The sequence below is a fragment of the Alkalimonas delamerensis genome (assembly GCF_030717955.1).
Lineage (GTDB): Bacteria > Pseudomonadota > Gammaproteobacteria > Enterobacterales > Alteromonadaceae > Alkalimonas > Alkalimonas delamerensis.
Genome location: NZ_JAUZVY010000005.1, coordinates 18,164 through 45,157, shown reverse-complemented (window position 1 = coordinate 45,157; position 26,994 = coordinate 18,164). Strand labels below are relative to the sequence as shown.

Here is a 26,994-nt window from a genome sequence, read left to right as displayed (position 1 = left end):
AGAAGGGGCATACAACAAGAACAATGTTCCAATTGGAGGACACCATGCGACACCCATTCAACCAGCTTTGCCTGGCCAGTACATTTTTTGTCGTCACCACAAGTGCCATGGCAGCAACACCAGGCACGCCACAAATCAGCTGGATGCCGACCCAGTTCGATTTGCACAATGGCAGCGTCACTATCCCGGTACACTGGGATATGTGGTGGGGCAGCAATGGCAATCAATGGCGATTGCTGCAAAATGACAGCGTTGTCTACAGTGCTGCACTTAGCCCCAACGGCCAGCAAGCCCAAAGCGGCCAGGCCAATCTCACCCTGACGCAACCAGGCAGCTACCAATTCCAGGTAGAGCTCTGCCTGGTCAGCGATACAGCAGAGCACTGCCAGCCGAGCGGCATCACCACCATTCAGGTGCATGGCGCAGGCGGGACCGATCCGGTCGATCCGGTCGATCCGGTAGACCCAGTAGACCCAGTAGACCCAGTAGACCCAGTAGACCCAGTAGACCCAGTCGATCCGGTGGACCCGGTCGAGCCTGAACCCGAGGATCCGATGGCCCCGGCCAAACCGGTGATAGCCTGGCTCGACAACAACCAGACTCTGAACGACGGAACGGCCAGTTTTACCATCAGCTGGAATATGTGGTGGGGCAACAACGGCAATCTGTGGCAATTAAAACAAGACGACACCGTGATCCACAGTGCCTCGCTGACGCCCAGTGGCCAACAGGCACAAAGTGGCAGTGTGCAGGTAAATGTCGGCCAAACCGGCCAGTACCACTACCGGGTTAGCCTCTGCCAGCAAAGCAGCTCTGCCCTGCTCTGTACCGACAGTGATGCCACAACCGTCACCGTCTCCGCAGGCTCAGGCGGTGGCGGCGGAGGTGGCGGTACCAATCCAGACTTTGATCCCTGGACCGATCTGGACATGACCTACTGGCCGCACCCACTGAAAGAGCGCAACCGCAGCTACCAGAACACCACAGGTAAAAAAGTGGCCGCTTACTTCGTCGAATGGGGCATTTATGGCCGCGACTACCATGTGGCCGATATTCCGGCAGAAAACCTGACCCACATCTACTATGGCTTTATCCCGGTTTGCGGCCCGAATGAATCGCTGCGTCAGGCCAACCCGGAGGGCTATGCCGCCTTAAACAGCCAGTGCCAGGACAAACCGGATTACAGCGTGGTGGTGCACGACCAATTTGCCGCGCTGGAAAAATCCTACCCGGGCGATCGCTGGGATCAACCGATCCGCGGTATCTTTGCCGAACTGTACCGGCTGAAACGGGCGCATCCTGAGGTCAAAATCCTGCCGTCGGTGGGTGGCTGGACCCTGTCTGATCCGCTGTACGACATTGGGGTGGATCCAGCCGCCAGAGCCGTCTTTATCGAGTCGATGATCGACTTTATCCGTACCTACGACTTCTTCGATGGCATCGACATCGACTGGGAATTTCCGGGAGGCGGTGGTGCTTTGCCTGAGCTCGGCAGCCCACAAGACGGGGCCGGCTTTGTCATTCTGATGCGCGAACTGCGTGAAGCCCTGGATGCACTCAGCCTGGAAACCGGCCGCGAGTACGAGCTGGCAGCCGCCATGAGCGGAGGTATAGAAAAGCTCAGTATGGTCGATTGGGAAGATGCCCATCCGTACATGGATTTCATCAACCTGATGACCTACGACTACTACGGCGCCTGGAGCGGTACCCTGGGCCATATGACCGGCCTATACCCATCCGACAACTCCCCCATCGCAGGTTTCTCTGCCCACGAAGCGGTGCAGTACCTGCTGAACCGTGGCGTACCGGCAGAGAAAATTGCGCTCGGTGCCGCCATGTATGGCCGCGGCTGGACCAACGTCAGTGGCGTGGTGGCTGACAACCCCTTTACCGGCATTGGCGGCGATGGCATCAGCGGCGGCTGGGAGCGCGGCATCATGGATTACAAAGCCATCGAAGCCGACTTTATGGGCGGGCCTGAGGCCAGTGGCATCAACGGCTTTACCGTCGGCTGGGATGATGAAGCCAAGGCCAGCTATGTCTGGAACCCCACCACCAACACCCTGATCAGCCTGGATACCAAGCGCTCGGTGCGGGAAAAAGGCAGTTACATCCTGCAGCATCAGCTGGGCGGCATTTTCGCCTGGGAAATTGATGCCGATAACGGCGCCATCCTGAACTCGATGCATCAGGGGTTAGGCCACCCGGCACAGTAGATTGATAGCAACACGAAAAAACCAACAGCGGGGCCTGGCCCCGCATTACAACCATAAGGAGAAACTCCATGAACCATGTCATCACCCATTCCCGACGACTGCTTGCCATCGCCACCTTGCTGGCCAGCCCGGCCTTGCTGGCGCATGGCTACGTCGAATACCCCAAGGCCCGTCAGCAAATCTGCAAAGAAGATGGCGGCTACTGGTGGCCGGCCGATGGCTCCGGTGTATCCAACCTGGCCTGTCGCGCGGCTTTTCAGCAATCCGGCGGTTACATGTACACCCAGCACCATGAATTTGCCATCAACATCCGTGATTACCACAACATGGCTGCAGTACGTGCCGCCATTCCAGATGGCACCCTGTGCGCAGCCAATGATGATCGCAAAGCCGGCATGAACATCGCTTCCAGTCACTGGCAAAAAACCGAAATCAATCTGGCACAAACTCCGGTGTTGCCGGTGCGTTTTCGCGCCACCACCCCGCACAACCCGAGTTTCTGGCAGTTTTACCTGACCAAGCCAGGTATTGACCCGGCAGCCCGTCCACTGCACTGGGACGATCTCGAACTGATTTATGAAACCGGCAATACGCCAGCTGAAGCTGGCTACTATTTCTTCGATGTGCCCTTGCCACAAGACCGCTCCGGTCCAGCCATTCTGTACACCCGCTGGCAGCGCAATGATGTGGTCGGTGAAGGTTTTTACAACTGCTCGGATTTGCTCTTTACCGGCGGTGGTGGCGGCAGCGATCCGGTCGATCCACCGCCAAGCTGGTTTGATAAAGGTGCCTTTGTTGATTTGCAAATCCCGGTAGCGGCAGGCGACAGTGCCCAGCTGCGGGTGTTTGACAGCCAGGGCCAGGAATTGCTGGACCAAAGCTGGACCATCAATGCCGCCCAGTTGCCGCAGCAATGGGCCTTTGATATCGCCAATCAGGTCAATGCCCAGCACGGCTCGCTGATCCAGATTGGGGTACTCAGCAACAACAGCGTGCAGCTTAGCCCGGATTTAGCCAGCAATCGTTTCTACTTATCGGATAACAGCTACTTTGTGAATCTGGATATCCGGGCCGGTGAAACCAACCCGGTGCCGGATGACTGCCAGGGTCATGATCCGGCCACGGCTCCGGCTTACCCGAACTGGCCACAAAATGACTGGGCGGGTAACCCCAGCCATGCAGCGTCTGGCGATCTGATGCAACACCAGCAGGTGCTGTACCGCGCCAACTGGTGGACTCAGTCAGAGCCAGGCTCGGACGAAAGCTGGACCGAGATCTGCGCTTTCTAAGCGGCGTTTTTAGTCATTCTGCTCAGGCAGCCGGATCAATTGATGCACTTCGATCCGTCTGCCTTCTGTGGGGCTGGCCGTAAAGCGGCCCCGAACCCGAACCTGCTGCCCGACCAAATCCTGCACCAGAGCTTCCGGGTGAATGCCCACCCTGCGATGGTCATCGTCTTCCAGCCAATAATGCCTGGGCTCATCAAAGGAGCGCACCTGACCGGTGATCACCACCACATGGCCATGAAAGCGTTCGGGCTCTGCCACCAGTTTGGCTATCGGCACTTCCAGCACCGCGTCGCTGCAACTGCTAAGCAGCCACAGCACGGGCAGCCATAGCAGCACTGTGTGTAGTACCCGACCTATCCGTTGCATGCTTTGATTCCCCCAAAATAGCAAAAACCCGCGCCAGCGCGGGTTTTCAATCACGGCATTAGCCCAGCCAGACCCGGGCGTTGCGGAACATCCGCATCCAGGGGCTGTCTTCCTGCCAGTCATCCGGATGCCAGGAGTTGGCCACGGTGCGGAATACCCGCTCCGGGTGCGGCATCATAATGGTAGCGCGGCCATCACGGCTGGTCAGCGCGGTGATACCGGCCGCTGAGCCATTCGGGTTGGCCGGGTACTGCTCAGTCACTCGGCCGAAGTTATCCAGATAGCGCAGTGCTACGGTGCCACTGTCGTTGGCGGCAGCAAAGGCTTGCTGATTGGCAAATTCAGCATGGCCTTCCCCATGCGAAACGGCAATCGGCATGCGGGAACCGGCCATACCGCTGAAGAACAGCGATGGGGTTTCCTGCACTTCCACCAGGCTAAAGCGTGCTTCAAAGCGCTCGGACTTGTTGCGCACAAAGTGTGGCCACAGCTCGGCGCCCGGGATCAGGCTTTTCAGGTTCGACATCATCTGACAGCCGTTGCAGACCCCAAGCGAGAAGGTATTGTCACGCTGAAAGAAAGCTGCGAACTGATCGCGCGCCTGCGCATTGAACAAGATGGACTTGGCCCAGCCTTCACCGGCGCCCAGTACATCGCCGTAGGAGAAACCGCCACAGGCCACCAGGCCATCGAAGTCGCTCAATTGACGCCGGCCAGTCAGAATATCGCTCATATGCACATCGATGGCACTAAAGCCAGCCCGGTTAAAGGCCGCCGCCATTTCCTGATGCGAGTTGACGCCCTGCTCGCGCAGAATCGCAACTTTAGGCGCAGCACCTTTGGCAATGTAAGGGGCGGCAATATCGGCGTTCAGATCAAAGGTTAACCGGGTATTGAGGCCAGGATCGGCCTGATCGGCTTTGGCAGCGAATTCCTGCTCCGCACAATCCGGGTTGTCCCGCATCGCCTGCATCTGATAAGTAGTTTCGGCCCAGATGCAGCGCAGCTTGGTGCGGCTTTGCTGATATACCAGGGCATCGCCACGACGCACCAGAATGTCATCGCTGTTAGTGACACGACCCAGCAGATGGCTGCAAGCGGCCAGCTGATGATCCGCCAGCACCTGCTGCACATGCGCCAGCTTGTCGTTGCTGACTTGCAGCACAGCGCCCAGCTCTTCGCTAAACAGCACCGCCAAATCATCCTGGCCAAGGGCTGCGATATCAACGTCAAAGCCTGCCTTACCGGCAAAGGCCATTTCGGCCAGTGTCAGCAACAAGCCACCGTCGGAGCGGTCGTGGTAGGCCAGAATTTGCTGCTCGCGCACCAGTTGCTGCATCGCATCGAAGAAGTGTTGCAGCAGCTCAGGCGATGCCAGATCCGGCACGTCCTGGCCCAGTTGCTGGTACACCTGCGCCAGACAAGAAGCGCCCAGGCGGTTTTGGCCCTGGCCCAAATCAATCAGCAACAGGCTGCTGTCACCGCAGTCGGTGCGAAGCTGTGGCGTCACGGTTTTGCGAATGTCTTCGACCCGGCCAAAAGCGGTGATCACCAGGGACAATGGCGAAGTAACGGCTTTTTGCACACCATCTTGTTGCCACTGGGTTTTCATCGACATTGAGTCTTTACCCACTGGGATGGTCAGGCCAAGCGCCGGACACAGCTCTTCACCGATGGCTTTGACCGCCTGGTACAGGCCGGCATCTTCGCCCGGGTGACCGGCGGCGGCCATCCAGTTGGCGGAGAGTTTAATGCGTTTCAGTTCACCGATATCGGTGGCGGCAATGTTGGTAATGGCTTCGGCCACCGCCATCCGGGCAGAGGCGGCAAAATCCAGCAAAGCCAGCGGCGTGCGCTCGCCCATCGACATGGCTTCGCCGTGGTAGCTGTCGTACGACGCTGCCGTTACCGCACAGTTGGCGACCGGCACCTGCCAGGGACCGACCATCTGATCGCGCGCCACCAAACCGGTCACAGAGCGATCGCCAATGGTAATGAGGAAGGTTTTCTCGGCAATGGTCGGTAAGCGCAGCAGCCGCTCGGTGGCATCGGCCACTGTCACGCTATCGAGCTGCAACGGCTCGCCGGCCGTCTGGCTGCTTGCAACGTCGCGGTGCATCTTCGGCGCTTTACCCAGTAAGACATTGAGTGGCAAATCAATCGGCGTGTTGCCAAAATGCTGATCCGACAGCACCAGATGCTGCTCGGCCGTGGCTTCCCCCACTACTGCGTAAGGCGCGCGCTCGCGGCGGCAAATGTCTTCAAACACCGCCAGACGCTCGGGCGGGATCGCCATCACATAACGTTCCTGCGACTCGTTGCACCAGATTTGCAGCGGCGACATGCCCGGCTCATCGTTCGGTACCTTGCGCAGCTCAAAACGGCCACCGACACCGCCATCGTTCACCAGCTCCGGAAAGGCGTTGGACAAACCACCGGCACCGACATCGTGGATAAAGCAAATCGGGTTGGCATCGCCCAGCTGCCAGCAGCGGTCGATCACTTCCTGACAGCGGCGTTCGATTTCCGGGTTTTCCCGTTGCACCGAGGCAAAATCCAAATCCTCCGCCGACTGACCGGACGCCACCGAAGAAGCAGCACCGCCGCCCAGACCGATGTTCATCGCCGGGCCGCCCAGCACCACCAGTTTGGAGCCTGGTTTCATCTCGCCTTTTTGCACATGATCTTCACGGATATTGCCAAGACCACCAGCCAGCATAATCGGCTTGTGGTAACCGCGCACCTCCACGCCGTTGTGGCTGTTCACCTGCTGCTCGTAAGTACGGAAATAGCCCACCAGATTCGGCCGGCCAAATTCGTTGTTAAAGGCAGCGCCGCCCAACGGGCCTTCCAGCATAATGTCCATCGCATTGACAATGCGGCTTGGCTTGCCAAAATCGGTTTCCCACGGCTGTTCAAAGCCCGGAATGCGCAGGTTCGATACCGAAAAACCAACCAGGCCGGCTTTGGGCTTGGCACCGACACCGGTCGCACCTTCGTCGCGGATCTCGCCGCCAGAGCCGGTAGCCGCGCCCGGGTAAGGGGAAATGGCGGTTGGATGGTTGTGGGTTTCCACCTTCATCAGAATGTGGATCGGCTCGTGATGGTAATTGTATTCCTGGGTGGTCGCATCCGGGAAGAAACGGCCGGCTTCCGAACCCATCATCACAGCGGCATTGTCTTTGTAGGCCGACAGCACGTAATCCGGTGTCTGCTCAAAGGTGTTTTTGATCATCTTGAACAGCGACTTGGGTTGCTGCTGGCCGTCGATGGTCCAGTCGGCATTGAAAATTTTATGCCGGCAATGCTCGGAGTTGGCCTGAGCAAACATGTAGAGTTCAATGTCGTTCGGGTTACGGCCCAGCTGCTGGAAGTTGCTGACCAGGTAATCGATTTCATCGTCGGCCAGTGCCAGCCCCATGCTGCTGTTGGCCTCGACCAGGGCTTCGCGGCCACCGGCCAGAATATCCACCGAGCTGAGTGGTGCCGGCTCACCGTGCAGGAACAATTGCTCGGCCGCTTCCAGGCTATCAAACACCGCTTCCATCATGCGATCGTGCAACAGGGCTTTTAATGCGTCCTGCTGGCTGATGGTCAGGGTCTCGCTGCACTGCACATAGTAAGCAACGCCCCGCTCCAACCGCACCACCGACGACAAGCCACAATTGTGGGCAATGTCAGTCGCTTTCGACGACCAGGGCGAAATGGTGCCTGGGCGTGGTGTCACCAACAGCATCAAACCCTGCGGGGCATGACTGGCCAGCGCCGGGCCATAAGTCAGCAGTTGCTCCAGCGTGTGCTGCTGTTCTGCAGTCAAAGCGGCACTTAGCTCGGCAAAGTGCATAAACTCAGCGTAAATTTCCGTAACCGGCAGCGCCAGACGCTGGCATTGGTCCATCAGTTTGCGGATTCGAAAGTCTGACAGTGCAGGTGCACCACGCAGGATCAACATAGGCTTTTTTCCGTTGGTTGAACGACGAGGAATTTGAGCGCGCTATTATAAAGAAATTTGCTGTCTAGGGATAGAGCGGCAACTGGGGTGGGATTTGCCTATCAATGCACAAGATGGTGATTGGAAAGCCGTTCGTTTGTCAAAAAGGCAGCAGCTCAGGCTTGAGAAAAAAACGCAACATGATGTGTCTGAATCGGTAAATAAGCTGTTCCCTTAAAAAACAAATTGCATTAGCATCAGTTATACCAAAAATTAAGTTAGCCGGTCCGTTCAACAGGAGTCTATCCGTCACTGAACTGCGTGCCGGATAAAACACTAAGACGTTAGCATCATGGATGGGTAGCATGAACAAAATAAGATATAAATATATTGCTGTATTATTGGTTATGGTAATTGCATACATAATCAAACCGAAAGGAATGAGTGACGACTTCAATGCATTCAGAATAGGAACGTGGTGTGAGTCAGAACATAATGACAAAAAATGCGATACTACTGTTCAATTCTTTCATGATGGCACTTTTGAAGCAAAAGGAATAGATTTAGCGGATGACATAAAATATGAGTTTCGCGGAACTTGGAGAAGTAGAGGTCATGAGTTTTGCACTGAGATAATTGATTCAAAGTGGATTAGATTAAGTGATGGTGTAGAGGTTAATTATGGAGTAATTGAACCATTCTGCGATTTAGTAATTGATATTAATAAAAATGAGTACATATACATAAGCAACTTTAGTGGAAAGAAAGAAATTATGTATAGAGTTGATTGAAATAACAAAATGCGGTGGTTGATAATTGCATTTTTTTTGGGGTGGCTAACAAGGCTAGGCAAGCGACGCCAAACAGCGTCGCGCCTGCTGGCAGCGTTATGTGCTAGGGAGTGCACTTTGAGAATGCCGAGAGAAAAGATAGATTATTTTTTGCTATTAATGGCCTGTTTGGTATTTTGGTACGCATACTACTCATTCGAGAATAAATCCATCGGATTGAGAGGATCTCGTTTTAGTATGTTAAGTGAACCAGAACTTTACTGGTTAAGCATAACTTTTGTCATTGGTGTGGGCGGATACTGCGTATTTTTAGCTCTATCAGATCAATCAGAAAGCACATAACAAGGTGCTGTTGTCGCCACTATCGTGGCTGGGACGGCTTGCGCTGCGCTCCAGCCGCCCCAAAGCTTTGCGTTAGCTACTTAGGACGGTTATGAGATTTTTTCTGGCAATAATTGTATTGCTTATTTCAGGAACATCATTCGCATTTTCCTGTTCAAATAATATTACTAAGCGGGATTTCGAAAAAGCGGACTATGTTTATATTGGCCGGGTAATGTCTGCTGCGGTTACACCCGATGAAGTTGTTGAAAGCCAGCTGCAAGTTAAAGAAGTGCTAAAAGGTAAACCGGATAAATATGTTTTTTTCTCGGCTGCGAGTTTCAACGCTATGTGCGAAGGCGCGGTGCTTGTTGGTGCTGACTATATCGTATTCGGACGATACGGTGAAAAAACTTGGTTAACTGCTTGTGGTTCAACACAAGAATTTTGGCACAGAGAACAAATTGATATGTTTATCAGTGGTAGCTAACAATCCGCGTCATTCAGGGCCTTCGGCCCTTGCGACGCTCACAAGTTCGCGCGCATGCGCGGGGCGTTAGCCGGCTATTTATAACGGAGATATTTGTGAATCAGAAAAACAAAGAAGAAGTTGTAAATTACACACTTGGAATTACTGGTTTTGCCACATTGATTGCTTTGCTAAAGTCTATGGCTCAATCAAAAACACTAACAGCTATGGTTTTGGTTGGTGTTATTGCTGTAGTGACTTTTTTCTATTCTCTTTTAAATTCAGGTAGTGTTTAAAATCAATGGCTAACAAGGCGCTATTGTCGCCGCTAACGCGGCTGGGACGGCTTACGCTGCACTCCAGCCGCCCAAAAGCTTTGCGTTAGTTTGCTAAAGGTGAGCGGATAACTAGCCTAAGCTTGCCCTGATATCAGCAATGGTAATGAAGAGTTTATTTTCGGCATCTTGAAACGCTTGAAACCCATAGCGCTGATAGAAGTTTTTTGCACCGTCTTTGGCATCCACGATGACAACTGGGAACGCTACGCTGTCACTGGCTGCCAGTAGCTTTCGAAGGGCATCAATCAGCAGCCACTCACCCCACCCTTTTCCTTTGTATCTTTCATCGACAGCTAAACGAGCAATGAGACCACCTGAGGTTGAAGCTTGGTGTTTCTTCTGTAACTTGTCCGGCAATGCTTTTAAATCAATAGGTGTCATCGTCAGTGTATAAAAGCCGATGATATGGCTGCTATTGTTGGCATCTTCCAACACGAAGGTTCTGGTGTTGTCTTTTTTGGCGTGCTGACTCGCCATGAGCTTTAAGTAATTGTTGAGGGCTTCAATGCCACAATTGAAACGGTTCCTGTCGTGCTTATCTTTATCAAGCAGTACCGTATGCATCATTGCGTTTTGTTCTTATAACGCGCTGACGCCAGTTTGAGTTTTTCATTGGCTACCGCTGGATTATCTAAAGCGTCCATCAGCAATACGGCATCCGCCTGGCTGAGCTTTAGAGCTTGCTCACGTTCAATAACTTGATTTGCTTTTTCGATTGCCGCATTCAAAACAAATGAGTTAATACTGGACATGCCAGTGAGAGCGGCAGCCTTCGTGAGTAAATCTTGCGTATCGGCATCAACTCTGGCAGTGATGCGAGGCAAAGTCGTTGCCATAGTTTTATCTCCTACCGTGCCAAATTGGCACATGGCTATTATGGTGTTAAAGTGCGCAATAAGCAATCTTTGTGTCACTTTGGCACACAGGCTAACAAATAAATCAGCGTGATGATGCAACGTTTAAGGCGCTAATACGTGCAGGTATGGTTGCAAGCCCAGCTAATTTGACACCCGATACGTTACAAGTTACATTCAAAGAATGATTCGAAGCTTCAAACACAAGGGCTTGGCAAAATTCTTCAAGTCCGGCAGCACTGCAGGGATTCAGGCCGCCCACGCGAAGAGGCTTCGGCTCATTCTCGGTAGATTGAATGCAGCGGCGAATGCCAAAGATATGGACTTACCTGGTCTTCGTTTGCACGAACTCTCTGGTCACCGAGCCGGAATTTGGTCAGTGACAGTTAGTGGTAACTGGCGAGTGACCTTCCGGTTCGAAGACGGAGATGCCGAGATTGTGGACTACGAAGATTATCACTGAGGTACCGCAAATGTTAATGCACAACCCTCCGCATCCGGGTGAAGTACTGCGAGAGCTTTGTCTTGAGCCCCTTGGGATCTCTGTCACGGCGGCGGCAGAGGCATTGGGAGTCAGCCGAAAAACGTTGAGTGCAGTGTTGAATGGTAAGGCCGGTATCAGTCCCGAAATGGCGATCCGGCTCTCTATTGCTTTTGATACTTCTGCAGAAAGCTGGCTGAATCAGCAGTCGCAATATGAGCTCTGGCATGCCGAGCAGCATCGCAAAGAGCTCAACGTGAAGAAGCTTGTTGCAGCCTGAAACAACACTTAACCAGACAAGAAATTCGGGAGTCAGATAAAAATAAAATAGACTTAGCTTAAATCTATTTAATCCACAAAACCTAGAGGTTTAGTGATGGCACGACTTCCCCGAGTGCATCTGGCCTTTGCAGCGAGTGATACTGAGCGGCAACAAGCGTACCGCGACTTGTTTCGAATCGAGCCGAGCGTTATTAGTACAAGCACGTAGCATTCAGCGCCAATATGAGCTAATATATGACCAAAATATAGACCTATATAGAGGTTTTTATGCGTCAAGTATTGGCAGACCTTTCTGTAAGCATCTCAGAATTAAAGAAAAATCCTTCAGCCCTGCTTGCCCAGGCCAGTGGTTCACCTATAGCAGTGTTAAATCACAACAAGCCGGCGGCCTACCTGATTCCAGCGGAGACCTACGAGGCTCTGATGGACATGATCGACGACTATGAGCTAACCCAACTTGTTGAGGAACGTCGTGGCGACAAAGATCAGGCTATAACGGTGTCGCTGGATGACTTATAAGCTCCGCTTTCTTCCGGCTGCGCTGAAGGAATGGGAAAAGCTTGGTGCCCCGATCAGGAGCCAGTTCAAGAAAAAGCTGGCAGAGCGAATGGAAAATCCCAGAGTGCCAGCTGACAAATTAAGCGGCTATGACTCAGTGTACAAAATCAAACTTCGCTCCGCTGGGTACCGGTTAGCCTATGAGGTTGTTGACGATGAGCTGCTTGTGTATGTACTTGCTGTAGGCAAGCGGGAAAAGGGCAAGGTCTACTCATCTATCAAAAAGAGAACCTGAGATGGTCCAGTACAGGCATAACTGGGCGTCATGCAGCTTGACATCGTTGCGCAACACGCCACACTCTAATCCATGATTTGAACTTTCAAGCACAAGGGACTGAGTCTTTACTTCAAAACAGGAAGTACCTGGGGTATTCATAACCTTCGGGGCCAGATCCTTAAGGTGAGGCAAACGCCAAGCCTTCAACCAGCCAGCAGCAAAAAACAACCACTCACCAGCACGGAACTTGTTATACTGCCATCTTGTCTATACAGCAATAAGTGACCCAGCAACGCACCTTTAGCGTAAAGTCACCACCACTGACTAGACCCAATTTTCAGGCCAAGGAGGCCTTATGATGAAACGAAAAAAACCAGTGCAACTGCGCAAACGGCGCATTGTGAACGTCAGCTCAACCCGTCGGCGTATTCAGCGCAGCATTGAAACCTTAAAAATGCACCGCCGTCGCCGTAACTTTCAAATCCAACAAGGTTGTGCTCAACCCACATCCCCGGCTTGCTGCGGCGCCTGAGCCGCAGCCTGCTGCCGGGCCGCTTTTTTTTCCTGCCTTCTTTTTTGAAAAAACGCCGATAACTGGGCGCTGCACGCCTCTGCTAGGACCCCTGCTGTCACCTCAAGTTGGTGATTGAGCTGTGGATGCCGCACCAGATCCATCACCGAACCTGCTGCCCCGGTTTTGTAATCGCTGGCCCCAAACACCAGACGCGTGATGCGGCTATGCACCAACATGCCGGCGCACATGCTGCAGGGCTCCAGCGTGACGTACAGGGTGGTATCGAGCAGCCGATAATTGGCAATAGCAGCCGCCGCCTCACGCACGGCCTGCATTTCGGCATGGGCAGAAGGATCGTTACGACTGATCATTTGATTCCAGCCCTCGCCCAGAATGTTGCCATCCTGCACCAGCACAGCCCCTACCGGCACCTCCCCTTGCTGCTCGGCTCGCTCCGCCAGCAGCATCGCATGGCGCATCCAGTCTTCGTCGGTCATCGTTGTTTGCATTTTGCGGTGATTTTGCGCTTTAGTTTAGCATCCACAGGTGGTAAAACAGACTAAAATATTGCGATATCGACGAACTTACGCTCAGGCACATTTCATCAAAGCATTGATTTTATTGTGATTTCAGTTCTGGTATCTTTTTTGCTTTGCTTGTAAGTACACAGATTCGTCGAATTAAACAACATGGAGCAACACAGATGGGACCTTTTGAAATTGCAGCCATTGCCATCGTTGGCGGCCTGGCCTACTCGGCCTATGAGACCTACAGCAAAAACAAACACCGCACCAACAAAGCCGATGTGCAGGCATTGGAGGATGAAATTAAGCGCTTGAAAGAGCGGGTCAGCACGTTAGAAAGCATTGTCACCGACAAATCCTACCAATTAAAAGAGCAAATCAACCGGCTATAGCGCCGGTTTGCTGCGCTGGTAGCGGTTTAAAATGGTATCCAGTTCGGCAGCGAATGCTTTGCGATCGCTTTGACTTAAACTGGCCGGCCCACCGGTATGAATGCCGCTGCTGCGCATGGTGTCCATAAAATCACGCATGGTCAGCTTTTGCGCAATGGTGTCCTGCCGGTACAACTCGCCACGCGGATTCAGCGCCTGCCCCTGTTTTGCCAGCACTTCTGCGGCCAGAGGAATATCGCCGGTGATCACCAGATCGCCAGGCGCTACCCGCCGCACAATTTCATTGTCGGCCACATCAAAGCCCTGCTCTACCCGCAAGGAACGAATGTAAGACGACGCCGGTACCCGCAGCGATTGATTGGCCACCAGCGTCAGCTGAATTTTGGTGCGCTCCGCCGCCCGGTACAAAATATCTTTAATGACCGCAGGGCAAGCATCGGCATCGACCCAAATCTGCATTATTTATCCTTATAGCGCTTGCGCTGCAACAACCTCGGTGGAAACCAATACCAGCTAAGCAGCATACAACAAAAAAATACGCTGTAGCCGACCGTAAAAACCCAGGCGGGTGCATCGTAGTAAATCAGGTTGGAGACCCAGTACTCGATGAAGGAAACATCAAAACCGTCCTGTCCGGCTGCCCGGCGCAGATCAACCTCCCAGTAGGTCAGCGGGCAATAACGGCCGCGCAGGCTTTGCACCAGCACTACGGCCACCACAGCTAGTTGCGTCAGGCGGAAAGTGCTGTTGCGCACCCAGTGCCAGCCACGCCAACCACCGACTAAAGTCAGCAGCAAGCCACCCAGCACAAAAAGCACGATCAGGCCGTGCACCACCAGGACAATGTCTGCCAGCAAGGCTGGGGCTGGCACCCGTTCGTACCAGGGCGTCATGCTTCAAAGTGTACCATACCCAAAGCAAAAACCGCTCAAAACCCGCAGTGCTGCGACCAATAACCGCTCTGGGCTGCGTCTGTGCTAGTATACTAGGGCTGTTTTTTATCGACCCATAATAAGATCAACCAAGGAGACACGCCTGTGAGAAAACTAGGTATCCTGCTGCTGTGCTGGTTGCTGCCGCTGTCGGCAGTACTGGCAGAGCAAAAACTACTCAGTGCCGAGCTCATCTGGGAGCTGAAACGAATTGGCGCCCCGGTGATTTCCCCCAAGGGTGAGCACATCGTTGCGCCAGTGACCAGTTTTGATGTACCCGCCGATCAGGGCAGCACCCAACTGTGGTGGTTTGCTGCTGATGGCTCCGCCAAACACCCAATCACCGCTGAGGGTTTGCGTGTCAGTGAAGCGACCTTTTCGCCAGACGGCAAAACCCTGGCCTTTATCAGCCAGCGTCACAAAGACGATGCCGGCCAGATTTACCTGCTGCCGATGGACCGTCCGGGTGAAGCCCAGCGCTTAACAGAAGTACCCACCGGGGTTTATGGCATCAAATGGGTTGGCCAGCATCTGTATTTCATCAGCCGCATCTTCCCGGAGCAAAGCTGGGATGAAATGCGCGACCAATTAAAAGCGGACCGCGACAACAAAGCCTCGGGCCAGGAATGGAATGCACTGCCTTACTCGCACTTTGATCACTGGATTGATGAGCGTCGCCAGGCCCATGTGTTTCGGATCCCGGCAGCCGGTGGCGAAGTCGAAGCCATTACCCAGCCACTGGGAATTGAGTTACCACGCTCCAGCCAAGGCTCTGGCAGCTACGACATTGACCCATCCGAGCGTTACATCGCCTTTAACGCCAATGGCTGGGACAACCAAGTCGATGCCAAAATTGATATTTTCCTGGCCCGCATTGGTGGCAGCGAAGCTGAAAACCTGACCGCTGGCAACCAAGCACCGGATGCCAACCCACAGTTTAGCCCGGATGGCAAAACCCTGGCCTTTACCCGCCAGCGCATTCACGGTTTTTATGCCGATACCGCCAACCTGGTGTTGCTGGATCTGGCCCGTCGCAATGAGCGCGAAATTACCACCAACTGGGATCGCTCAGTGTCCAACTTCAGCTGGACTCACGACAGCCGTGGTTTTTACGCCGCCATTGACGATGCCGGTACCTCGCGGATTTACCACATCAATGCCCGCAATGGCAATGTCCGCGCTGTGACAGCAGACACCAACTTTGGTCGTCCGGCCATTGCCAGCAATGGCACTTTGGTCGCCACCAACGAAAGCTTCCTGTACCCGGCACGGCTGGTGCGGATCAACCCACGCAACGGCAACCTGACCCGACTGGACAACTTTAACGATGAGGTGCTGGCCGATGTCGACATGGGTACCTATGAGTCCGTCACTTACCAGGGCCACAACGGTCAGGACATTCAAATGTGGGTGCATTACCCACCAGGCTTTGACCGCAGCAAACAATACCCACTGTTTTTGCTGATTCACGGCGGCCCGCACAACGCCATTACCGATGGTTTCCATTACCGCTGGAATGCGCAGACTTTTGCGTCCTGGGGCTATGTTACCGCCTGGCCTAACTTCCACGGCTCCAGCGGCTTTGGCCAGGACTTTGCTGACAGCATCAACCCGGATTGGAAAACAGCCCCACTGTACGACGTACTGCGCGCTGCCGACTGGTTCAAAGAAAAAGACTGGATCGACAACGAGCGGATGGTGGCCGGTGGCGCCAGCTATGGCGGTTACTTAAGCTCCATCATTCTGGGCCAGGAGCATCCGTTTAACGCGCTGCTGATCCATGCGGCGGTGTACAACATGTACTCACAGATGTCGGCCGACTTTGCCGTGCACTCCACCCGTTTTGGCAATTACTGGGACAACCCGGAAATTTACAAGTCCATTTCACCGCACTACTTTGCCGGTAACTTCAACACCCCGACCCTGGTGATCCACGGTCAGCTTGACTACCGGGTGCCGGTGGGTCAGGGCTTTGAGTTGTTCCGTACCCTGCAAAGCCGTGGCGTCGAGTCAAGGATGATCTACTTCCCGGATGAAAACCACTGGATCTTAAAGCCAAACAACTCCATTTATTGGTACAATCAGGTCAAAGACTGGATGACGCGTTTTGCCGAACCCGGCCCACGCTAAACCACGTTAGATCGTGACGAAGGCGGCCTGGTGCCGCCTTTTTAATTCCATACCGAGCGAAAAATCAGGACCTTGGACAAGCATGCAACTTACGCCCATCAATAAAGAGCGCTACCGCAGCCGTTTAAACCGCATTATCATCGCCAGTATCCTGGCATTGGCTGGCATTAGTCTGGGCAGCTCTACGCTGTTGATCCAGCTGTTTTCAGCGCCTGGTGCGGGTAACTTTTGGCTGAATTTCACCGGGGTCGTCATTGGCTGCTTAGTGGTAGGCACTGCGTTAAAACGATTGAAAAGCCACCCGTACTTTTTTGAAGTGGCCTACATCTGGGATTTGAAACACGAGCTGAACCTGATCCAGCGCAAACTCAAGGCCATTCAGGCGGCGGCCGAGCGGCTGGAGCCAGAGGCGCTGACCATTCTGGCTTTTAGCTACGCTGGCTCAAGGCTGATCTGGCAACTGGATGACAATACCCTGGTGTTGTCGGAGCTGAATCAGGCCGACAGTGCGCTGCAACAAAAAATTGCCGATGCCGGCCTGAGCATTTCAGCCGAGGATTACCAACGATCGCTCCTGGCGAAGTACTAGGCCATCCCCTCAACTTTGGGTAAAAAAATCTCTGCCAACATGCAGCGGACACTGCCACCGCCGACATGCTCGATGGTATCCACCCGGCAGGGCAGCAAGCGGCCATACTGACTTAACTGAGCGCGTTGCGACGCCAAAAGCGCCTGATGCGCCGTTGCGGACAGCGCAATCAGTAGCTCGCCACTTTTGCTGCGCAGTTGTAGCAGGTTGGCGGCAAAGGCCTGCATTTGCTGGGCGCTGATCAGAATCAGCTCCCGCTGTTCGGCCAACTCGGCCAGAACCCTGTCGCGGTGCGCATCCGCAATGACTTCGGGACAGACCACCGCAAACTGCTCTCCGATGGAAAGCAGCACATTGGTGTGGTACACCGGCATGCCCTGACAGTCGGTATCGAAGTCCACCAACTGATAACTTGGCGGCAGCAGCCTAAATAGCGCCGGATCGCAGCGCTGCGATCGGGCGGCATAGACCTTGCCCAAACGGTGATCAAACACCAAAGCACCGGTGCCTTCCAGCGCCTGGCCAGGCGTTGCCTGTGGCCGTAAATCCAGCTGCTGCCGTACCTGATAGCCTGCTGCATTCAGGCAGGCAGTCAAAGGACCCGGTTGGACCTCGGCTTGCCGGTTGGGAGTCGCCATCGGGTACAGCACCAACTGACCATTAGCCGTTGTACTGAACCAGTTATTGGGAAAAACTGCATCCGGCGTTGGCTGGCTGGCATGGTGCGTATCTAGCAGCAGCACTTCGATACCCTGCTGGCGCAAGGTCGCCACCATGGTGTTAAACTCGGCCATGGCCTGTTGTTGCAGAGCTTCCGTTGTTAGCTGTGGCTGGTGCTGAAATGCATTGTCACGGCCAGTCTCTGGATTAAAACCAAAGTGGCACGGCGGTACCATCAGCACGGTACCGCTGCATTGCGATTGAGTTGTCTTCATGGTTTGCTTGCTTCATCTTCGTTAAGGCTGGTGACAAGCTAAGCTATCATTGTTATTTGTGCTCAGCGGCCGCCATTATACGAAGTTCAGCCAAGCTCTGAAACAGCCGATTTAGCGACTGTGAAAGGTCGTGATAAAAAGCTGTTCGACCTCAGCCCGGGCCCAAGGCGTTTTGCGTAAAAACTTCAGACTGGATTTAATCGAAGGGTCCTGCTTAAAGCAATTGATCCGCACCCGCACAGCCAGCTGTTCCCAGCCATAATGAGCCACCAGCTGCTCTAGCAGCTTTTGCAGTGTAATACCGTGCAGCGGATTGTTGATTTGTTGTTCACTCATACGAGATGCCCTTTGCCTGAACTGCCTGCATGGTACCCCAAGCGTGCTGTGACAGCCATCTTTGAGAGCGCTGGGGCTGGCTTTCCGGCTTAGTCCGACAGTGCCCGTTGCAACAACACCGATGCCTGGCTGTAACGTGGGTGCTCAGGGGCCAGTTGCGCACTCAACTCAGCCATACTGAGCGCTTCCGGTACTTTGCCAAGCCGCAGCAAAGCCCAGCTCAGGTTAAAAGCATAAGCCGCTTCAGCAGGTGCCAGCTCCAGTGCCCGGTAATAGTGCAGCTTCGCAGTGGTAAAATCCGCCTGCTGATAGGCGATATTGCCAAGGGCGAACAGGACCCGATCATCATTGGGCCAGCGCTGTTGAGCCGCAGTATAACTTAGCGCCGCCAGCTCCAGCCGCCCCTGCTGCTCCACCTGGGCCACAGCGCTCAGATAACGCCCAGGCTCGGCGGTCGCAGGCAAGCTGCCTGCTGCTGGCACCACCAAAGCCCAGTAGTCCGCCAGTTGCCAGCTTCGCTCAAAGCGACGCAACGACAGCCGCTGTCTTGGCTCAGTACCAGAGCGCAGCAGCAGCTGCTGCCGGCTTGGGTCGTAGCCAATCACCACCGCATAATGCCAGCGAGGAAAGCGTGCTAACCCCAGGTTTTTCAACACCAACACCGGATGCCCGGCATGCAATTCCGTGACAAGGGCTTCAAGCTCTGGCGACAATGGGTATGGTACCCGTTCAGCCCGCCGACTGGCCGCCATCAACTCTGCCTGCAAACTTCCCTGGCGCTTTGGCAAATACACCTGTTCAGCCAATAACTCCGGCTCAGCGCTAACGACACCGCTGCTTTGCAACACTGTGGCTAACGCGGCTGGACCACATTGATACTGCAATTGGGGATAAAACGGGGTTTCGGTCAACTCAATGGCCGGCAACCCGGCTGCAATCAAGCGGTGGTACTGAGCGGGAGGACGGGTTTGGCTGCAAGCTGACAACCACAGCAGCAACAAGCAGCCACAGAAACAACGCCAGCTAAGCTGCCGGAAATCTTGATGCATGAAAATGACTCTTTTTTATAAATGAAGCGCCCACAACGGGCGCCTGTTTAGCGGAAAAATACCAGCCAGATAATAATGCCCACTAAAATTACGGTGGTACTGATGCTGATACCGGCACCGGCCGGCAGCTCATGAATACTGGCGGTCAGTTCCATCACTTCTTCATCGCTGAGCGCTGCTACCCGCAGCAAGGCCTCATCCGGATCGACCCCATACTGCACCAAAAGATCACGGACTTCCTGCCGTTGCAACTGCTCGGTCAACACCGCCCGGTTTAAAACCGATTGCTGCTCCTGCACATACTGATGGGTGGTGACAATATCCGCCTGTGCTGAAGGGATCAAAGCAGGTTGCACCAATACGGCTGCCGCCATGGATGCTGTTAACAACAAAGATTTTTTCATGCTTACACTCCGGTTGATCAAACCTTTATAATTTAGACCATAGCCGTGAAATTTTCCTGTAAAGCATTAAAATCCTTGTTTTTCATTGCCACCAGCTCACTTAAACTGACGCCACTGCTGCATCAGGCCCAGTAGGTAACTCCCCTAGCAGCAGGCAAACCCAGAGCTAACCAGCCAAAAGGTCAGAAAAATAAGCCCACCAATAAGGTGGGCCTTCATTGCTTGCGAAACGGCATCGATGCCGTTTCAGGTTGCTAACTGGTCAGTGCCATCAACGGATGCTAAGGACATCACCTTCAGCATCAATCTGTACCGTGCTACCAGGGGCAATCTCCCCTTTAAGCAGCGCTTGCGCCAATGGGTTTTCCAGATGCTGCTGGATGGCCCGCTTCAGTGGCCGGGCACCAAACACCGGATCAAAGCCAACGGCCGCCAACGCATCCAAGGCTGCTTCGCTGACCTCTAGCTGATAATCACGCTCTTGCAAACGCTGGCGTAGCCGCGCCAGTTGAATGCCGGCAATGGCTTTGATTTGCTCGTGACCCAGCGGATGGAACACCACGGTTTCATCGACCCGGTTTAAAAACTCTGGCCTAAAGTGATTGCCCAGCACATCCATCAGCATGGTTTTCATTTCCTGATAGCTCGACTCATTGCTGTACTGCTGGATTAAATCCGAGCCCAGGTTCGAGGTCATGATGATGACGCTGTTTTTAAAGTCCACGGTGCGACCCTGACCATCGGTCAGCCGGCCATCGTCCAGCACCTGCAACAGAATGTTGAACACATCCGGGTGGGCTTTTTCCACCTCATCCAACAGGATCACCGAGTAAGGTCTGCGCCGCACCGCCTCGGTCAGATAGCCACCTTCTTCGTAACCGACATAACCCGGAGGCGCACCGACTAGGCGCGATACCGCGTGCTTTTCCATAAACTCCGACATATCAATCCGCACCATCGCATCCGGACTGTCGAATAAAAATTTCGCCAGCGACTTGGTCAGTTCGGTCTTCCCGACCCCAGTTGGACCTAAAAACAGGAAAGAGCCAATCGGCCGGTTCGGATCGGACAGGCCAGCGCGCGAACGGCGAATGGCATTGGCGACCGCAGCCACGGCTTCTTCTTGCCCGACCACGTTTTGGTGCAGTGCCTGCTCCATCTGCAGCAGCTTCTCCCGCTCGCCTTCCAGCATCTTGCTGACCGGAATACCGGTGGCTTTAGACAGCACATCGGCAATTTCCTGCTCGGTAACCCGATTCCGCAGCAATTGCATGTCTTGCATCTCGGCCTGACTGGCCAGATCCAATTGCTTTTCCAGTGCTGGAATACGGCCATACTGCAGCTCGGACATCCGCTGCAAATCACCGGCGCGGCGCGCCACCTCCATGTCCAACCGAACCTGTTCCAGCTCTTCTTTAATGGTTTGAGTGCCCTGCAGGGCTGCTTTTTCAGCCTCCCAGATTTCGTCCAGGCCCTTGTACTCTTGCTCCAACTGGGCAATTTGCTCCTGAATAACATCACGGCGTTTTTTACTGCCGTCATCCACTTCTTTGCTGAGCGCATTGTCTTCCAGCTTTAACTGAATGATGCGCCGCTCCAGCCGGTCCATTTCTTCCGGCTTGGAGTCCATCTGCATCCGAATGCTGGACGCGGCTTCGTCAATCAAGTCGATGGCTTTATCCGGCAACTGACGATCATTAACATAACGGTGCGACAAAGTGGCCGCAGCGACAATAGCAGGGTCGGTAATTTCCACCGCATGATGCAGCTCGTAACGCTCTTTTAAGCCGCGTAAAATGGCAATGGTATCTTCCACGCTTGGCTCTTCCACCAGCACTTTTTGAAAACGACGCTCCAAAGCGGCATCTTTTTCGATGTATTTGCGGTATTCATCAAGGGTGGTGGCCCCCAGACAGTGCAGCTCACCACGCGCCAACGCGGGCTTTAACATATTGCCGGCATCCATGGCACCATCGGCTTTACCCGCGCCGACCATGGTATGGATTTCATCGATAAACAGAATGACCTGACCTTCTTCTTTTGCCAGTTCATTCAACACGGCTTTGAGCCGCTCTTCAAATTCACCCCGGTACTTGGCGCCAGCCAAGAGCGCGCCCAGGTCCAGTGCCAGCACCCGCTTGTCCTGCAAACCTGCCGGCACTTCTTTGTTGATAATACGCAGCGCCAGCCCTTCGACAATGGCGGTTTTACCAACGCCAGGCTCACCAATCAGCACCGGGTTATTTTTGGTACGGCGTTGCAGCACCTGAATGCAGCGGCGAATTTCTTCATCCCGGCCAATCACCGGGTCCAGTTTGCCGGCCTCGGCACGGGCGGTCAGATCGACGGTGTATTTGGTCAAGGCCTGACGGGTGTCTTCGGCATTGGGATCGTCCACCTGCTGACCGGCGCGCATCGCATCGATGGCTTTACCCAGCGCTTCGGCGGTGACGCCCTGCTCACGTAAAATCGTGCCCAGAGTGCCTTTGTCCTCGGTGGCGGCCAGCACAAACAACTCGCTGGAAATGTATTGATCTTTGCGCTTTTGCGCCAGCTTGTCGCACAAATTGAGCAAAGTGCCCATCGCTGCCGACAACTGCACATCACCGCCGGTGCCTTCCACCGTTGGCAAGCGCTCGATGGCCTGCGTCACTTTCAGCCGCAGCTCGTTAAAATTAATGCCCAGTTTGTTCAGCAGCTCGCGCACGGTGCTGCCATCCTGATTGAGCAGCGCATGCATCAAATGCACCGGCTCAATAAACTGGTGATCGCGGCCAAGTGCCAGCGACTGCGCATCGGCAATGGCCTGTTGAAACTTGCTGGTCAGACGATCTAATCGCATGGGGTTCTCCAATCAAAACTGTAACAAAAGTTATAGCTTATATTGGGAGCCACTGGGCAGTTTTCAAGCAGTAGGCGTCAAATAATTGACTAGGATCAAAGTTAGGGCTGCAACCAAATGCAGCTAGCCATGCGGCCGGTTTGGCCATCACGGCGGTAGGAGTAAAACAATTCGGGTTCAGAAAAGGTGCAGTGATCGCCACCGTAAATGGCCTGCACGCCGGCGCGCTGCAAACGCAACCGGGCCAACTGGTACAAATCCGCCAACCATTTGTGCTCGCTTTGCTGCACAAAGGCCGCTGCGGCCTTCGGATCTGAGGTGGTAAATTGCTGCACAACTTCGCTGCCTACCTCAAAGGCCGAAGGCCCAATGGCAGGGCCAAGCCAGGCCATGATTTCCGTGCCGGCAGCAAAACTGGCCAGGGTGTTTTCCAGCACCCCCGCCGCCAGGCCACGCCAGCCAGCATGGGCTGCCGCTACCTGCTGACCACGAGCATCGCAGAACAACACCGGCAGGCAATCGGCGGTCATCACCGCACACACCTGGCCGGGGCGGTCGCTGTACGCCGCATCGGCAGTGATGGGCTCCGGGCTTGCTGCAGGTAAAGCAACCACCTGAACCCCATGCACCTGTTCCAACCAAAATGGCGGCTGAGGCATGGCAGCCGCAGCGCTCAACAGCTGGCGGTTGCCTGCGACCACCGTCCTGTCATCACCAACATGACTGCCCAGATTCAAACCGGCATAAGGTCCGTCAGACAGGCCCCCCACACGGGTGCTGCTGATGGCTTTCACCCCAGCAGGGGCTGGCCAGTCTGGCTGAATCAGCTGCACATCAGGCATCGTCCATGCCATGCTGCTGCGTATCGGAACGCAGGGTCTCGACCAATAAACGCATGTCCTCCGGGATTGGCGCCTGCCACTCCATCGGCTCACCACTGATAGGGTGCTCCAGTTTCAGCAAGGCAGCATGCAGTGCCTGGCGCTGAAAGCTTTGCAGCACCTGACGGAACTGCTCGCTGGCGCCGCGCGGCGGTCTGGGCCGGCCACCGTAAACAGGATCGCCCACCAAAGGATGATGCAAGGATTGCATGTGCACCCGGATTTGGTGGGTGCGACCGGTTTCCAGCCGCAATCGCAGCCTGGTATGAGCCCGGAAGCGCTCCATCACCCGATAGTGGGTGACCGCTGGTTTTCCGGCTTCGTCAATGGCCATCAGAGTGCGCTGGGTTTGATGCCGTCCAATGGGGGCATCGACGGTGCCACCACCGGTTAGCGTACCGTGACAAACGGCTTCGTACTCGCGGGTGATCAGCCGTTGTTGCATGGCTGAGACCAAGGCTGTTTGTGCCGGTATGGTTTTGGCCACCACCATCACGCCGGAGGTGTCTTTATCCAGTCGATGAATAATCCCAGCCCTTGGCACTTCGATAATATCCGGCACATGATGCAACAAGGCATTCAACAAAGTACCGTCCTGATTGCCCGCCCCAGGGTGCACCACCAAACCAGCCGGTTTGTTGATTGCCAGGATGTCGTCATCTTCGTACAAAATATTCAGTGCAATGGCTTCGGCCTCATGCTGCACTTCGTCTGGCAGCTCGGCGTCGACCAGCAGCGTTTCGCCACCCAGCAATTTGTGCCGGGGTTTGCTTTCGACCACCCCATCGATGAATACCTCCCCGGCCAAAATCCAGTTTTTTATCCGTGAGCGTGAATAATCGGGGAACAATTCGGCCAACACCTGATCTAACCGCTTACCGTAAAGATGGTCAGGCACGATTTCTGTCAATTTGATCTGTTTTGTCATAGCGGAAGCGGGTATCCTGTGTGCATTCCCGAAGGCTCTGGGTTAGAATCGGGTTTCTCTTGGAGCGTATTTTAACGGTTTTACCACCAACTGGACAGCCAAAGGCTGACGGAGATATGAATTTAACCATGACTAGTAAGTTTTCCACCCTGCTGTGGGTGATGATCATCGCAGTAACGCTCAGTGCCTGTGCTGGTAAACGGACACAAGAGCCCGTCTCAGTGACCCAAAATGCGCAAGCCATGTACGAAGAAGCCAAAGGTGTGCTGGACTCGGGTCTGTTCAATCGTGCCATCGAAATGCTGCAAGCCGTTGAGAACCGCCACCCCTTTGGTCCTTTGGCGCGTCAGGTGCAACTGGATTTGATCTATGCCTACTATCGGGCTAACAATTTACCGCAAGCCATTGCCAACATCGATCGCTTTATCCGGCTGAACCCAAATCACCCCAATCTCGATTACGTCTATTACATGCGCGGTCTGACCAACCTGAAAGCCGACGAAAATGCTTTTCAGTCGTTCTTTGGCATCGATCAGGCGGATCGCGATCTGGCCAGTACCCGCCAGGCCTTTGATGACTTCCGCATCCTGGTCACCACCTACCCGGACAGCCAGTACAGTGCCGATGCCAGGATTCGGATGCAACACATTCGTGAAACTCTGGCCCGCCATGAGCTGATTGTCGCCGATTACTACATGCGTCGTGGTGCTTATCTGGCTGCCGCCAATCGCGGCAAATACATTGTGGAGTTTTTCCGTGAATCGCCGCAAGTGGAGCAGGCGCTGGAGCTGATGGTGCAAGGCTACGACAAATTGGGCCTGTACAAGCTGCGTGATGATGCCTACGAAGTGCTGAAACTCAATTTCCCCAACAACAGAACCCGCATTGGTTCTTAAGCGCTTCAAGCTGAAAATACCGCCAACCGGCGGTATTTTTTCGGCGTTACTCCAGGGCTTCCAGTGCTTCGGACAAACGGCCAATGCCAGTGACCTGCATGCCTTCAATCGGCTCTTTCGGACAATTGGCTTTGGGCACAATCGCCCGTTTAAAGCCATGCTTGGCCGCTTCACGCAGCCGTTCCTGACCACTGGGCACCGGACGGATTTCACCGGACAGCCCCACTTCACCAAAGACCACCAAATCATGCGGCAGCGGCTTGTTGCGAAAGCTGGAGACCAGCGCCAGCAAGGTCGCCAGATCGGCACTGGTTTCCTGCACCCGAATGCCCCCCACCACATTGACAAACACATCCTGGTCGGCCATTTGCAAACCGGCATGGCGGTGCATCACCGCCAGCAACATGGCTATGCGGTTTTGCTCCATCCCCACAGTGACCCGTCGCGGATTATTGAGCGGTGAGTGGTCGACCAAAGCCTGGATTTCCACCAGCAAAGGTCGGGTCCCCTCCCACAGCACCATCACGATGCTGCCTGATTGCACTTCCTCACTGCGACTAAGAAAAATCGCCGATGGGTTCTTGACTTCCTTCATGCCCTGACCCGTCATGGCAAAGACACCCAGTTCATTGACTGCGCCAAAGCGGTTCTTGTTGCCGCGCAAGGTGCGGTAGCGGCTGTCCGCATCGCCATCCAGCAAAATAGAGCAGTCGATGCAATGTTCCAGCACCTTGGGACCAGCCAGGCTGCCATCCTTGGTCACATGGCCCACCATAATGACCGCGATGTGGTGCTGCTTGGCGAAGCGGGTCAGGTAAGCGGCACTTTCCCGCACCTGCGAGACGCTGCCGGGCGCCGACTGAATATCGGCCATATGCATCACCTGAATGGAGTCGATCACCATCACCCGGGGTTTTTCCTGTTGGGCCAGGTGGCAAATGCTTTCCACATTGGTTTCCGCCAACATTCTGAGCTTGCCGGTTGGCAGCCCCAGACGATTGGCCCGAAGCGCCACCTGTTGCAAGGACTCCTCTCCGGTTACATAGAGCGCCGTGCCCTGTTCCGCCAGGCCACACATCATTTGCAACAACAAGGTACTTTTACCGGCGCCGGGACTGCCGCCAATCAACACCGCCGAACCCGGTACGATGCCACCGCCCAGCACCCTATCCAGCTCAGAGAAGCCCGAGCTAAAACGCGGCACATCTTGCAAATCCACTTCATCCAGCCGAATCACCTTGGCAGCAGCGGCACCGGCATAGCCTTCAAAACGACTGCTTTTGCTTTTTACCGCTCCAAGTCGTACTTCGGTAATGGTATTCCAGGCACCGCACTCACTGCACTGCCCCTGCCAGCGCATAAAGTCGGCACCACAGTCATTGCAGACATAAGCCGTTTTATTTTTTGCCATTTAATTCCTCAACAGGTTTGCCAAAGATACGTGTGGGTATAGATATTGCATTGTTTACCTGACTATTGAAAATAATGCCACAACCACGTAGCGTACTGTCATTCTACCGGCAGTTGCA

The 26,994-nt window shown here is 54.4% G+C and carries 29 protein-coding genes; 14 read left to right on the top strand and 15 right to left on the bottom strand.

Annotated features, from left to right (window positions below):
* The first annotated feature begins 44 nt into the window (after positions 1-44).
* Complete coding sequence (locus Q3O59_RS11950; protein ID WP_305945799.1) at positions 45-2,216, top strand: glycosyl hydrolase family 18 protein; 2,172 nt, start codon at positions 45-47, stop codon at positions 2,214-2,216.
* Between the two features lie 68 nt (positions 2,217-2,284).
* Positions 2,285-3,505 (top strand): lytic polysaccharide monooxygenase, encoded by a 1,221-nt coding sequence (locus Q3O59_RS11945; protein ID WP_305945798.1) that lies wholly within the window; start codon positions 2,285-2,287, stop codon positions 3,503-3,505.
* Positions 3,506-3,514: 9 nt separating this feature from the next.
* On the opposite strand, the gene Q3O59_RS11940 is transcribed toward Q3O59_RS11945, so the two are convergent.
* Entirely contained in the window at positions 3,515-3,871 is a 357-nt protein-coding gene (locus Q3O59_RS11940; protein WP_305945797.1) for a hypothetical protein, read from the bottom strand.
* 58 nt (positions 3,872-3,929) lie between these two features.
* Positions 3,930-7,823, bottom strand: a complete 3,894-nt coding sequence (purL, locus tag Q3O59_RS11935; protein WP_305945796.1) for a phosphoribosylformylglycinamidine synthase — start codon at positions 7,821-7,823, stop codon at positions 3,930-3,932.
* Positions 7,824-8,167: 344 nt separating this feature from the next.
* Here purL and Q3O59_RS11930 point away from each other — a divergent pair, with 344 nt between their 5' ends.
* The 3 genes from Q3O59_RS11930 to Q3O59_RS11920 all read left to right on the top strand — a co-directional run bounded on the left by Q3O59_RS11930 (position 8,168) and on the right by Q3O59_RS11920 (position 9,679).
* The gene (locus Q3O59_RS11930) at positions 8,168-8,593 is read left to right on the top strand and encodes a hypothetical protein (protein WP_305945795.1); all 426 of its coding nucleotides are present in this window, start codon (positions 8,168-8,170) and stop codon (positions 8,591-8,593) included.
* A gap of 433 nt (positions 8,594-9,026) precedes the next feature.
* Positions 9,027-9,404 (top strand): hypothetical protein, encoded by a 378-nt coding sequence (locus Q3O59_RS11925; protein WP_305945794.1) that lies wholly within the window; start codon positions 9,027-9,029, stop codon positions 9,402-9,404.
* A gap of 95 nt (positions 9,405-9,499) precedes the next feature.
* Complete coding sequence (locus tag Q3O59_RS11920) at positions 9,500-9,679, top strand: hypothetical protein (RefSeq protein WP_305945793.1); 180 nt, start codon at positions 9,500-9,502, stop codon at positions 9,677-9,679.
* A gap of 111 nt (positions 9,680-9,790) precedes the next feature.
* On the opposite strand, the gene Q3O59_RS11915 is transcribed toward Q3O59_RS11920, so the two are convergent.
* Together Q3O59_RS11915 and Q3O59_RS11910 are read right to left on the bottom strand one after the other, a co-directional pair.
* Positions 9,791-10,288 (bottom strand): GNAT family N-acetyltransferase, encoded by a 498-nt coding sequence (locus tag Q3O59_RS11915; RefSeq protein WP_305945792.1) that lies wholly within the window; start codon positions 10,286-10,288, stop codon positions 9,791-9,793.
* Positions 10,285-10,557: a type II toxin-antitoxin system TacA family antitoxin gene (locus tag Q3O59_RS11910; protein WP_305945791.1), complete on the bottom strand. Its 273-nt coding sequence runs from the start codon at positions 10,555-10,557 to the stop codon at positions 10,285-10,287. The genes Q3O59_RS11915 and Q3O59_RS11910 overlap by 4 nt, the downstream gene beginning before the upstream one ends.
* Before the next feature lie 202 nt (positions 10,558-10,759).
* Between Q3O59_RS11910 and Q3O59_RS11905 the strand changes: the two genes are divergently transcribed.
* The 5 genes from Q3O59_RS11905 (at position 10,760) to Q3O59_RS11885 (ending at position 12,645) form a co-directional block, all read left to right on the top strand.
* Positions 10,760-11,038 (top strand): type II toxin-antitoxin system RelE/ParE family toxin, encoded by a 279-nt coding sequence (locus Q3O59_RS11905; RefSeq protein WP_305945790.1) that lies wholly within the window; start codon positions 10,760-10,762, stop codon positions 11,036-11,038.
* Between the two features lie 10 nt (positions 11,039-11,048).
* Complete coding sequence (locus Q3O59_RS11900; RefSeq protein ID WP_068998402.1) at positions 11,049-11,336, top strand: HigA family addiction module antitoxin; 288 nt, start codon at positions 11,049-11,051, stop codon at positions 11,334-11,336.
* Between the two features lie 269 nt (positions 11,337-11,605).
* Positions 11,606-11,857: a type II toxin-antitoxin system Phd/YefM family antitoxin gene (locus Q3O59_RS11895; protein WP_305945789.1), complete on the top strand. Its 252-nt coding sequence runs from the start codon at positions 11,606-11,608 to the stop codon at positions 11,855-11,857.
* On the top strand, positions 11,847-12,131 hold the full coding sequence (locus Q3O59_RS11890) for a type II toxin-antitoxin system RelE family toxin (RefSeq protein WP_305945788.1): 285 nt from the start codon (positions 11,847-11,849) through the stop codon (positions 12,129-12,131). The genes Q3O59_RS11895 and Q3O59_RS11890 overlap by 11 nt, the downstream gene beginning before the upstream one ends.
* Before the next feature lie 337 nt (positions 12,132-12,468).
* Positions 12,469-12,645: a hypothetical protein gene (locus Q3O59_RS11885; RefSeq protein WP_305945787.1), complete on the top strand. Its 177-nt coding sequence runs from the start codon at positions 12,469-12,471 to the stop codon at positions 12,643-12,645.
* Here Q3O59_RS11885 and tadA read toward each other — a convergent pair.
* Complete coding sequence (tadA, locus tag Q3O59_RS11880; RefSeq protein ID WP_305946015.1) at positions 12,612-13,124, bottom strand: tRNA adenosine(34) deaminase TadA; 513 nt, start codon at positions 13,122-13,124, stop codon at positions 12,612-12,614. The genes Q3O59_RS11885 and tadA overlap by 34 nt on opposite strands.
* Before the next feature lie 206 nt (positions 13,125-13,330).
* Between tadA and Q3O59_RS11875 the strand changes: the two genes are divergently transcribed.
* Positions 13,331-13,543 carry a hypothetical protein gene (locus Q3O59_RS11875; RefSeq protein WP_305945786.1) on the top strand — a complete coding sequence of 71 codons (213 nt, stop codon included), beginning with the start codon at positions 13,331-13,333 and terminating at the stop codon, positions 13,541-13,543.
* Here Q3O59_RS11875 and Q3O59_RS11870 read toward each other — a convergent pair.
* Complete coding sequence (locus Q3O59_RS11870; protein ID WP_305945785.1) at positions 13,538-14,002, bottom strand: YaiI/YqxD family protein; 465 nt, start codon at positions 14,000-14,002, stop codon at positions 13,538-13,540. The two genes, Q3O59_RS11875 and Q3O59_RS11870, sit on opposite strands and share 6 nt — an antisense overlap.
* Complete coding sequence (locus Q3O59_RS11865; RefSeq protein WP_305945784.1) at positions 14,002-14,436, bottom strand: DUF2784 domain-containing protein; 435 nt, start codon at positions 14,434-14,436, stop codon at positions 14,002-14,004. The genes Q3O59_RS11870 and Q3O59_RS11865 overlap by 1 nt, the downstream gene beginning before the upstream one ends.
* 144 nt (positions 14,437-14,580) lie before the next feature.
* Between Q3O59_RS11865 and Q3O59_RS11860 the strand changes: the two genes are divergently transcribed.
* A complete protein-coding gene (locus tag Q3O59_RS11860) occupies positions 14,581-16,605 on the top strand; it encodes an alpha/beta hydrolase family protein (RefSeq protein WP_305945783.1) in 2,025 nt (674 codons plus the stop codon).
* An 82-nt stretch (positions 16,606-16,687) separates the two neighbouring features.
* Positions 16,688-17,194, top strand: coding sequence for a DUF3087 family protein (locus Q3O59_RS11855; RefSeq protein WP_305945782.1), 507 nt, complete (start codon positions 16,688-16,690; stop codon positions 17,192-17,194).
* On the opposite strand, the gene Q3O59_RS11850 is transcribed toward Q3O59_RS11855, so the two are convergent.
* From Q3O59_RS11850 to rluD, 7 genes are all read right to left on the bottom strand, one after another.
* Entirely contained in the window at positions 17,191-18,129 is a 939-nt protein-coding gene (locus Q3O59_RS11850; RefSeq protein ID WP_305945781.1) for an arginine deiminase-related protein, read from the bottom strand. The two genes, Q3O59_RS11855 and Q3O59_RS11850, sit on opposite strands and share 4 nt — an antisense overlap.
* Before the next feature lie 111 nt (positions 18,130-18,240).
* A complete protein-coding gene (locus tag Q3O59_RS11845) occupies positions 18,241-18,465 on the bottom strand; it encodes a VF530 family protein (RefSeq protein WP_305945780.1) in 225 nt (74 codons plus the stop codon).
* 89 nt (positions 18,466-18,554) lie between these two features.
* Complete coding sequence (locus Q3O59_RS11840; RefSeq protein ID WP_305945779.1) at positions 18,555-19,514, bottom strand: PA2778 family cysteine peptidase; 960 nt, start codon at positions 19,512-19,514, stop codon at positions 18,555-18,557.
* 47 nt (positions 19,515-19,561) lie between these two features.
* Positions 19,562-19,918 (bottom strand): PA2779 family protein, encoded by a 357-nt coding sequence (locus Q3O59_RS11835; protein ID WP_305945778.1) that lies wholly within the window; start codon positions 19,916-19,918, stop codon positions 19,562-19,564.
* 271 nt (positions 19,919-20,189) lie between these two features.
* Positions 20,190-22,760, bottom strand: a complete 2,571-nt coding sequence (gene clpB / locus Q3O59_RS11830; protein ID WP_305945777.1) for an ATP-dependent chaperone ClpB — start codon at positions 22,758-22,760, stop codon at positions 20,190-20,192.
* A 101-nt stretch (positions 22,761-22,861) separates the two neighbouring features.
* Entirely contained in the window at positions 22,862-23,602 is a 741-nt protein-coding gene (yfiH, locus tag Q3O59_RS11825) for a purine nucleoside phosphorylase YfiH (RefSeq protein WP_305945776.1), read from the bottom strand.
* Positions 23,595-24,569 (bottom strand): 23S rRNA pseudouridine(1911/1915/1917) synthase RluD, encoded by a 975-nt coding sequence (rluD, locus tag Q3O59_RS11820; RefSeq protein ID WP_305945775.1) that lies wholly within the window; start codon positions 24,567-24,569, stop codon positions 23,595-23,597. Before rluD ends, yfiH begins: the two co-directional genes overlap by 8 nt.
* A gap of 128 nt (positions 24,570-24,697) precedes the next feature.
* Here rluD and Q3O59_RS11815 point away from each other — a divergent pair, with 128 nt between their 5' ends.
* Positions 24,698-25,465: an outer membrane protein assembly factor BamD gene (locus Q3O59_RS11815; protein ID WP_228592272.1), complete on the top strand. Its 768-nt coding sequence runs from the start codon at positions 24,698-24,700 to the stop codon at positions 25,463-25,465.
* A 46-nt stretch (positions 25,466-25,511) separates the two neighbouring features.
* Here Q3O59_RS11815 and radA read toward each other — a convergent pair whose 3' ends face one another.
* Complete coding sequence (gene radA / locus Q3O59_RS11810; protein ID WP_305945774.1) at positions 25,512-26,876, bottom strand: DNA repair protein RadA; 1,365 nt, start codon at positions 26,874-26,876, stop codon at positions 25,512-25,514.
* Between the last annotated feature and the right edge of the window lie 118 nt (positions 26,877-26,994).

Excerpts from the sequence above, each read along its gene's own strand:
- Q3O59_RS11950 (WP_305945799.1), top strand. The coding sequence starts at position 45 with ATGCGACACCCATTCAACCAGCTTTGCCTGGCCAGTACATTTTTTGTC.
- Q3O59_RS11945 (WP_305945798.1), top strand. The coding sequence starts at position 2,285 with ATGAACCATGTCATCACCCATTCCCGACGACTGCTTGCCATCGCCACC.
- Q3O59_RS11940 (WP_305945797.1), bottom strand. The coding sequence starts at position 3,871 with ATGCAACGGATAGGTCGGGTACTACACACAGTGCTGCTATGGCTGCCC.
- purL (WP_305945796.1), bottom strand. The coding sequence starts at position 7,823 with ATGTTGATCCTGCGTGGTGCACCTGCACTGTCAGACTTTCGAATCCGC.
- Q3O59_RS11930 (WP_305945795.1), top strand. The coding sequence starts at position 8,168 with ATGAACAAAATAAGATATAAATATATTGCTGTATTATTGGTTATGGTA.
- Q3O59_RS11925 (WP_305945794.1), top strand. The coding sequence starts at position 9,027 with ATGAGATTTTTTCTGGCAATAATTGTATTGCTTATTTCAGGAACATCA.
- Q3O59_RS11915 (WP_305945792.1), bottom strand. The coding sequence starts at position 10,288 with ATGATGCATACGGTACTGCTTGATAAAGATAAGCACGACAGGAACCGT.
- Q3O59_RS11910 (WP_305945791.1), bottom strand. The coding sequence starts at position 10,557 with ATGGCAACGACTTTGCCTCGCATCACTGCCAGAGTTGATGCCGATACG.
- Q3O59_RS11905 (WP_305945790.1), top strand. The coding sequence starts at position 10,760 with ATGATTCGAAGCTTCAAACACAAGGGCTTGGCAAAATTCTTCAAGTCC.
- Q3O59_RS11900 (WP_068998402.1), top strand. The coding sequence starts at position 11,049 with ATGTTAATGCACAACCCTCCGCATCCGGGTGAAGTACTGCGAGAGCTT.
- Q3O59_RS11895 (WP_305945789.1), top strand. The coding sequence starts at position 11,606 with ATGCGTCAAGTATTGGCAGACCTTTCTGTAAGCATCTCAGAATTAAAG.
- Q3O59_RS11890 (WP_305945788.1), top strand. The coding sequence starts at position 11,847 with ATGACTTATAAGCTCCGCTTTCTTCCGGCTGCGCTGAAGGAATGGGAA.
- Q3O59_RS11885 (WP_305945787.1), top strand. The coding sequence starts at position 12,469 with ATGATGAAACGAAAAAAACCAGTGCAACTGCGCAAACGGCGCATTGTG.
- tadA (WP_305946015.1), bottom strand. The coding sequence starts at position 13,124 with ATGACCGACGAAGACTGGATGCGCCATGCGATGCTGCTGGCGGAGCGA.
- Q3O59_RS11875 (WP_305945786.1), top strand. The coding sequence starts at position 13,331 with ATGGGACCTTTTGAAATTGCAGCCATTGCCATCGTTGGCGGCCTGGCC.
- Q3O59_RS11870 (WP_305945785.1), bottom strand. The coding sequence starts at position 14,002 with ATGCAGATTTGGGTCGATGCCGATGCTTGCCCTGCGGTCATTAAAGAT.
- Q3O59_RS11865 (WP_305945784.1), bottom strand. The coding sequence starts at position 14,436 with ATGACGCCCTGGTACGAACGGGTGCCAGCCCCAGCCTTGCTGGCAGAC.
- Q3O59_RS11855 (WP_305945782.1), top strand. The coding sequence starts at position 16,688 with ATGCAACTTACGCCCATCAATAAAGAGCGCTACCGCAGCCGTTTAAAC.
- Q3O59_RS11850 (WP_305945781.1), bottom strand. The coding sequence starts at position 18,129 with ATGAAGACAACTCAATCGCAATGCAGCGGTACCGTGCTGATGGTACCG.
- Q3O59_RS11845 (WP_305945780.1), bottom strand. The coding sequence starts at position 18,465 with ATGAGTGAACAACAAATCAACAATCCGCTGCACGGTATTACACTGCAA.
- Q3O59_RS11840 (WP_305945779.1), bottom strand. The coding sequence starts at position 19,514 with ATGCATCAAGATTTCCGGCAGCTTAGCTGGCGTTGTTTCTGTGGCTGC.
- Q3O59_RS11835 (WP_305945778.1), bottom strand. The coding sequence starts at position 19,918 with ATGAAAAAATCTTTGTTGTTAACAGCATCCATGGCGGCAGCCGTATTG.
- clpB (WP_305945777.1), bottom strand. The coding sequence starts at position 22,760 with ATGCGATTAGATCGTCTGACCAGCAAGTTTCAACAGGCCATTGCCGAT.
- yfiH (WP_305945776.1), bottom strand. The coding sequence starts at position 23,602 with ATGCCTGATGTGCAGCTGATTCAGCCAGACTGGCCAGCCCCTGCTGGG.
- rluD (WP_305945775.1), bottom strand. The coding sequence starts at position 24,569 with ATGACAAAACAGATCAAATTGACAGAAATCGTGCCTGACCATCTTTAC.
- Q3O59_RS11815 (WP_228592272.1), top strand. The coding sequence starts at position 24,698 with ATGACTAGTAAGTTTTCCACCCTGCTGTGGGTGATGATCATCGCAGTA.
- radA (WP_305945774.1), bottom strand. The coding sequence starts at position 26,876 with ATGGCAAAAAATAAAACGGCTTATGTCTGCAATGACTGTGGTGCCGAC.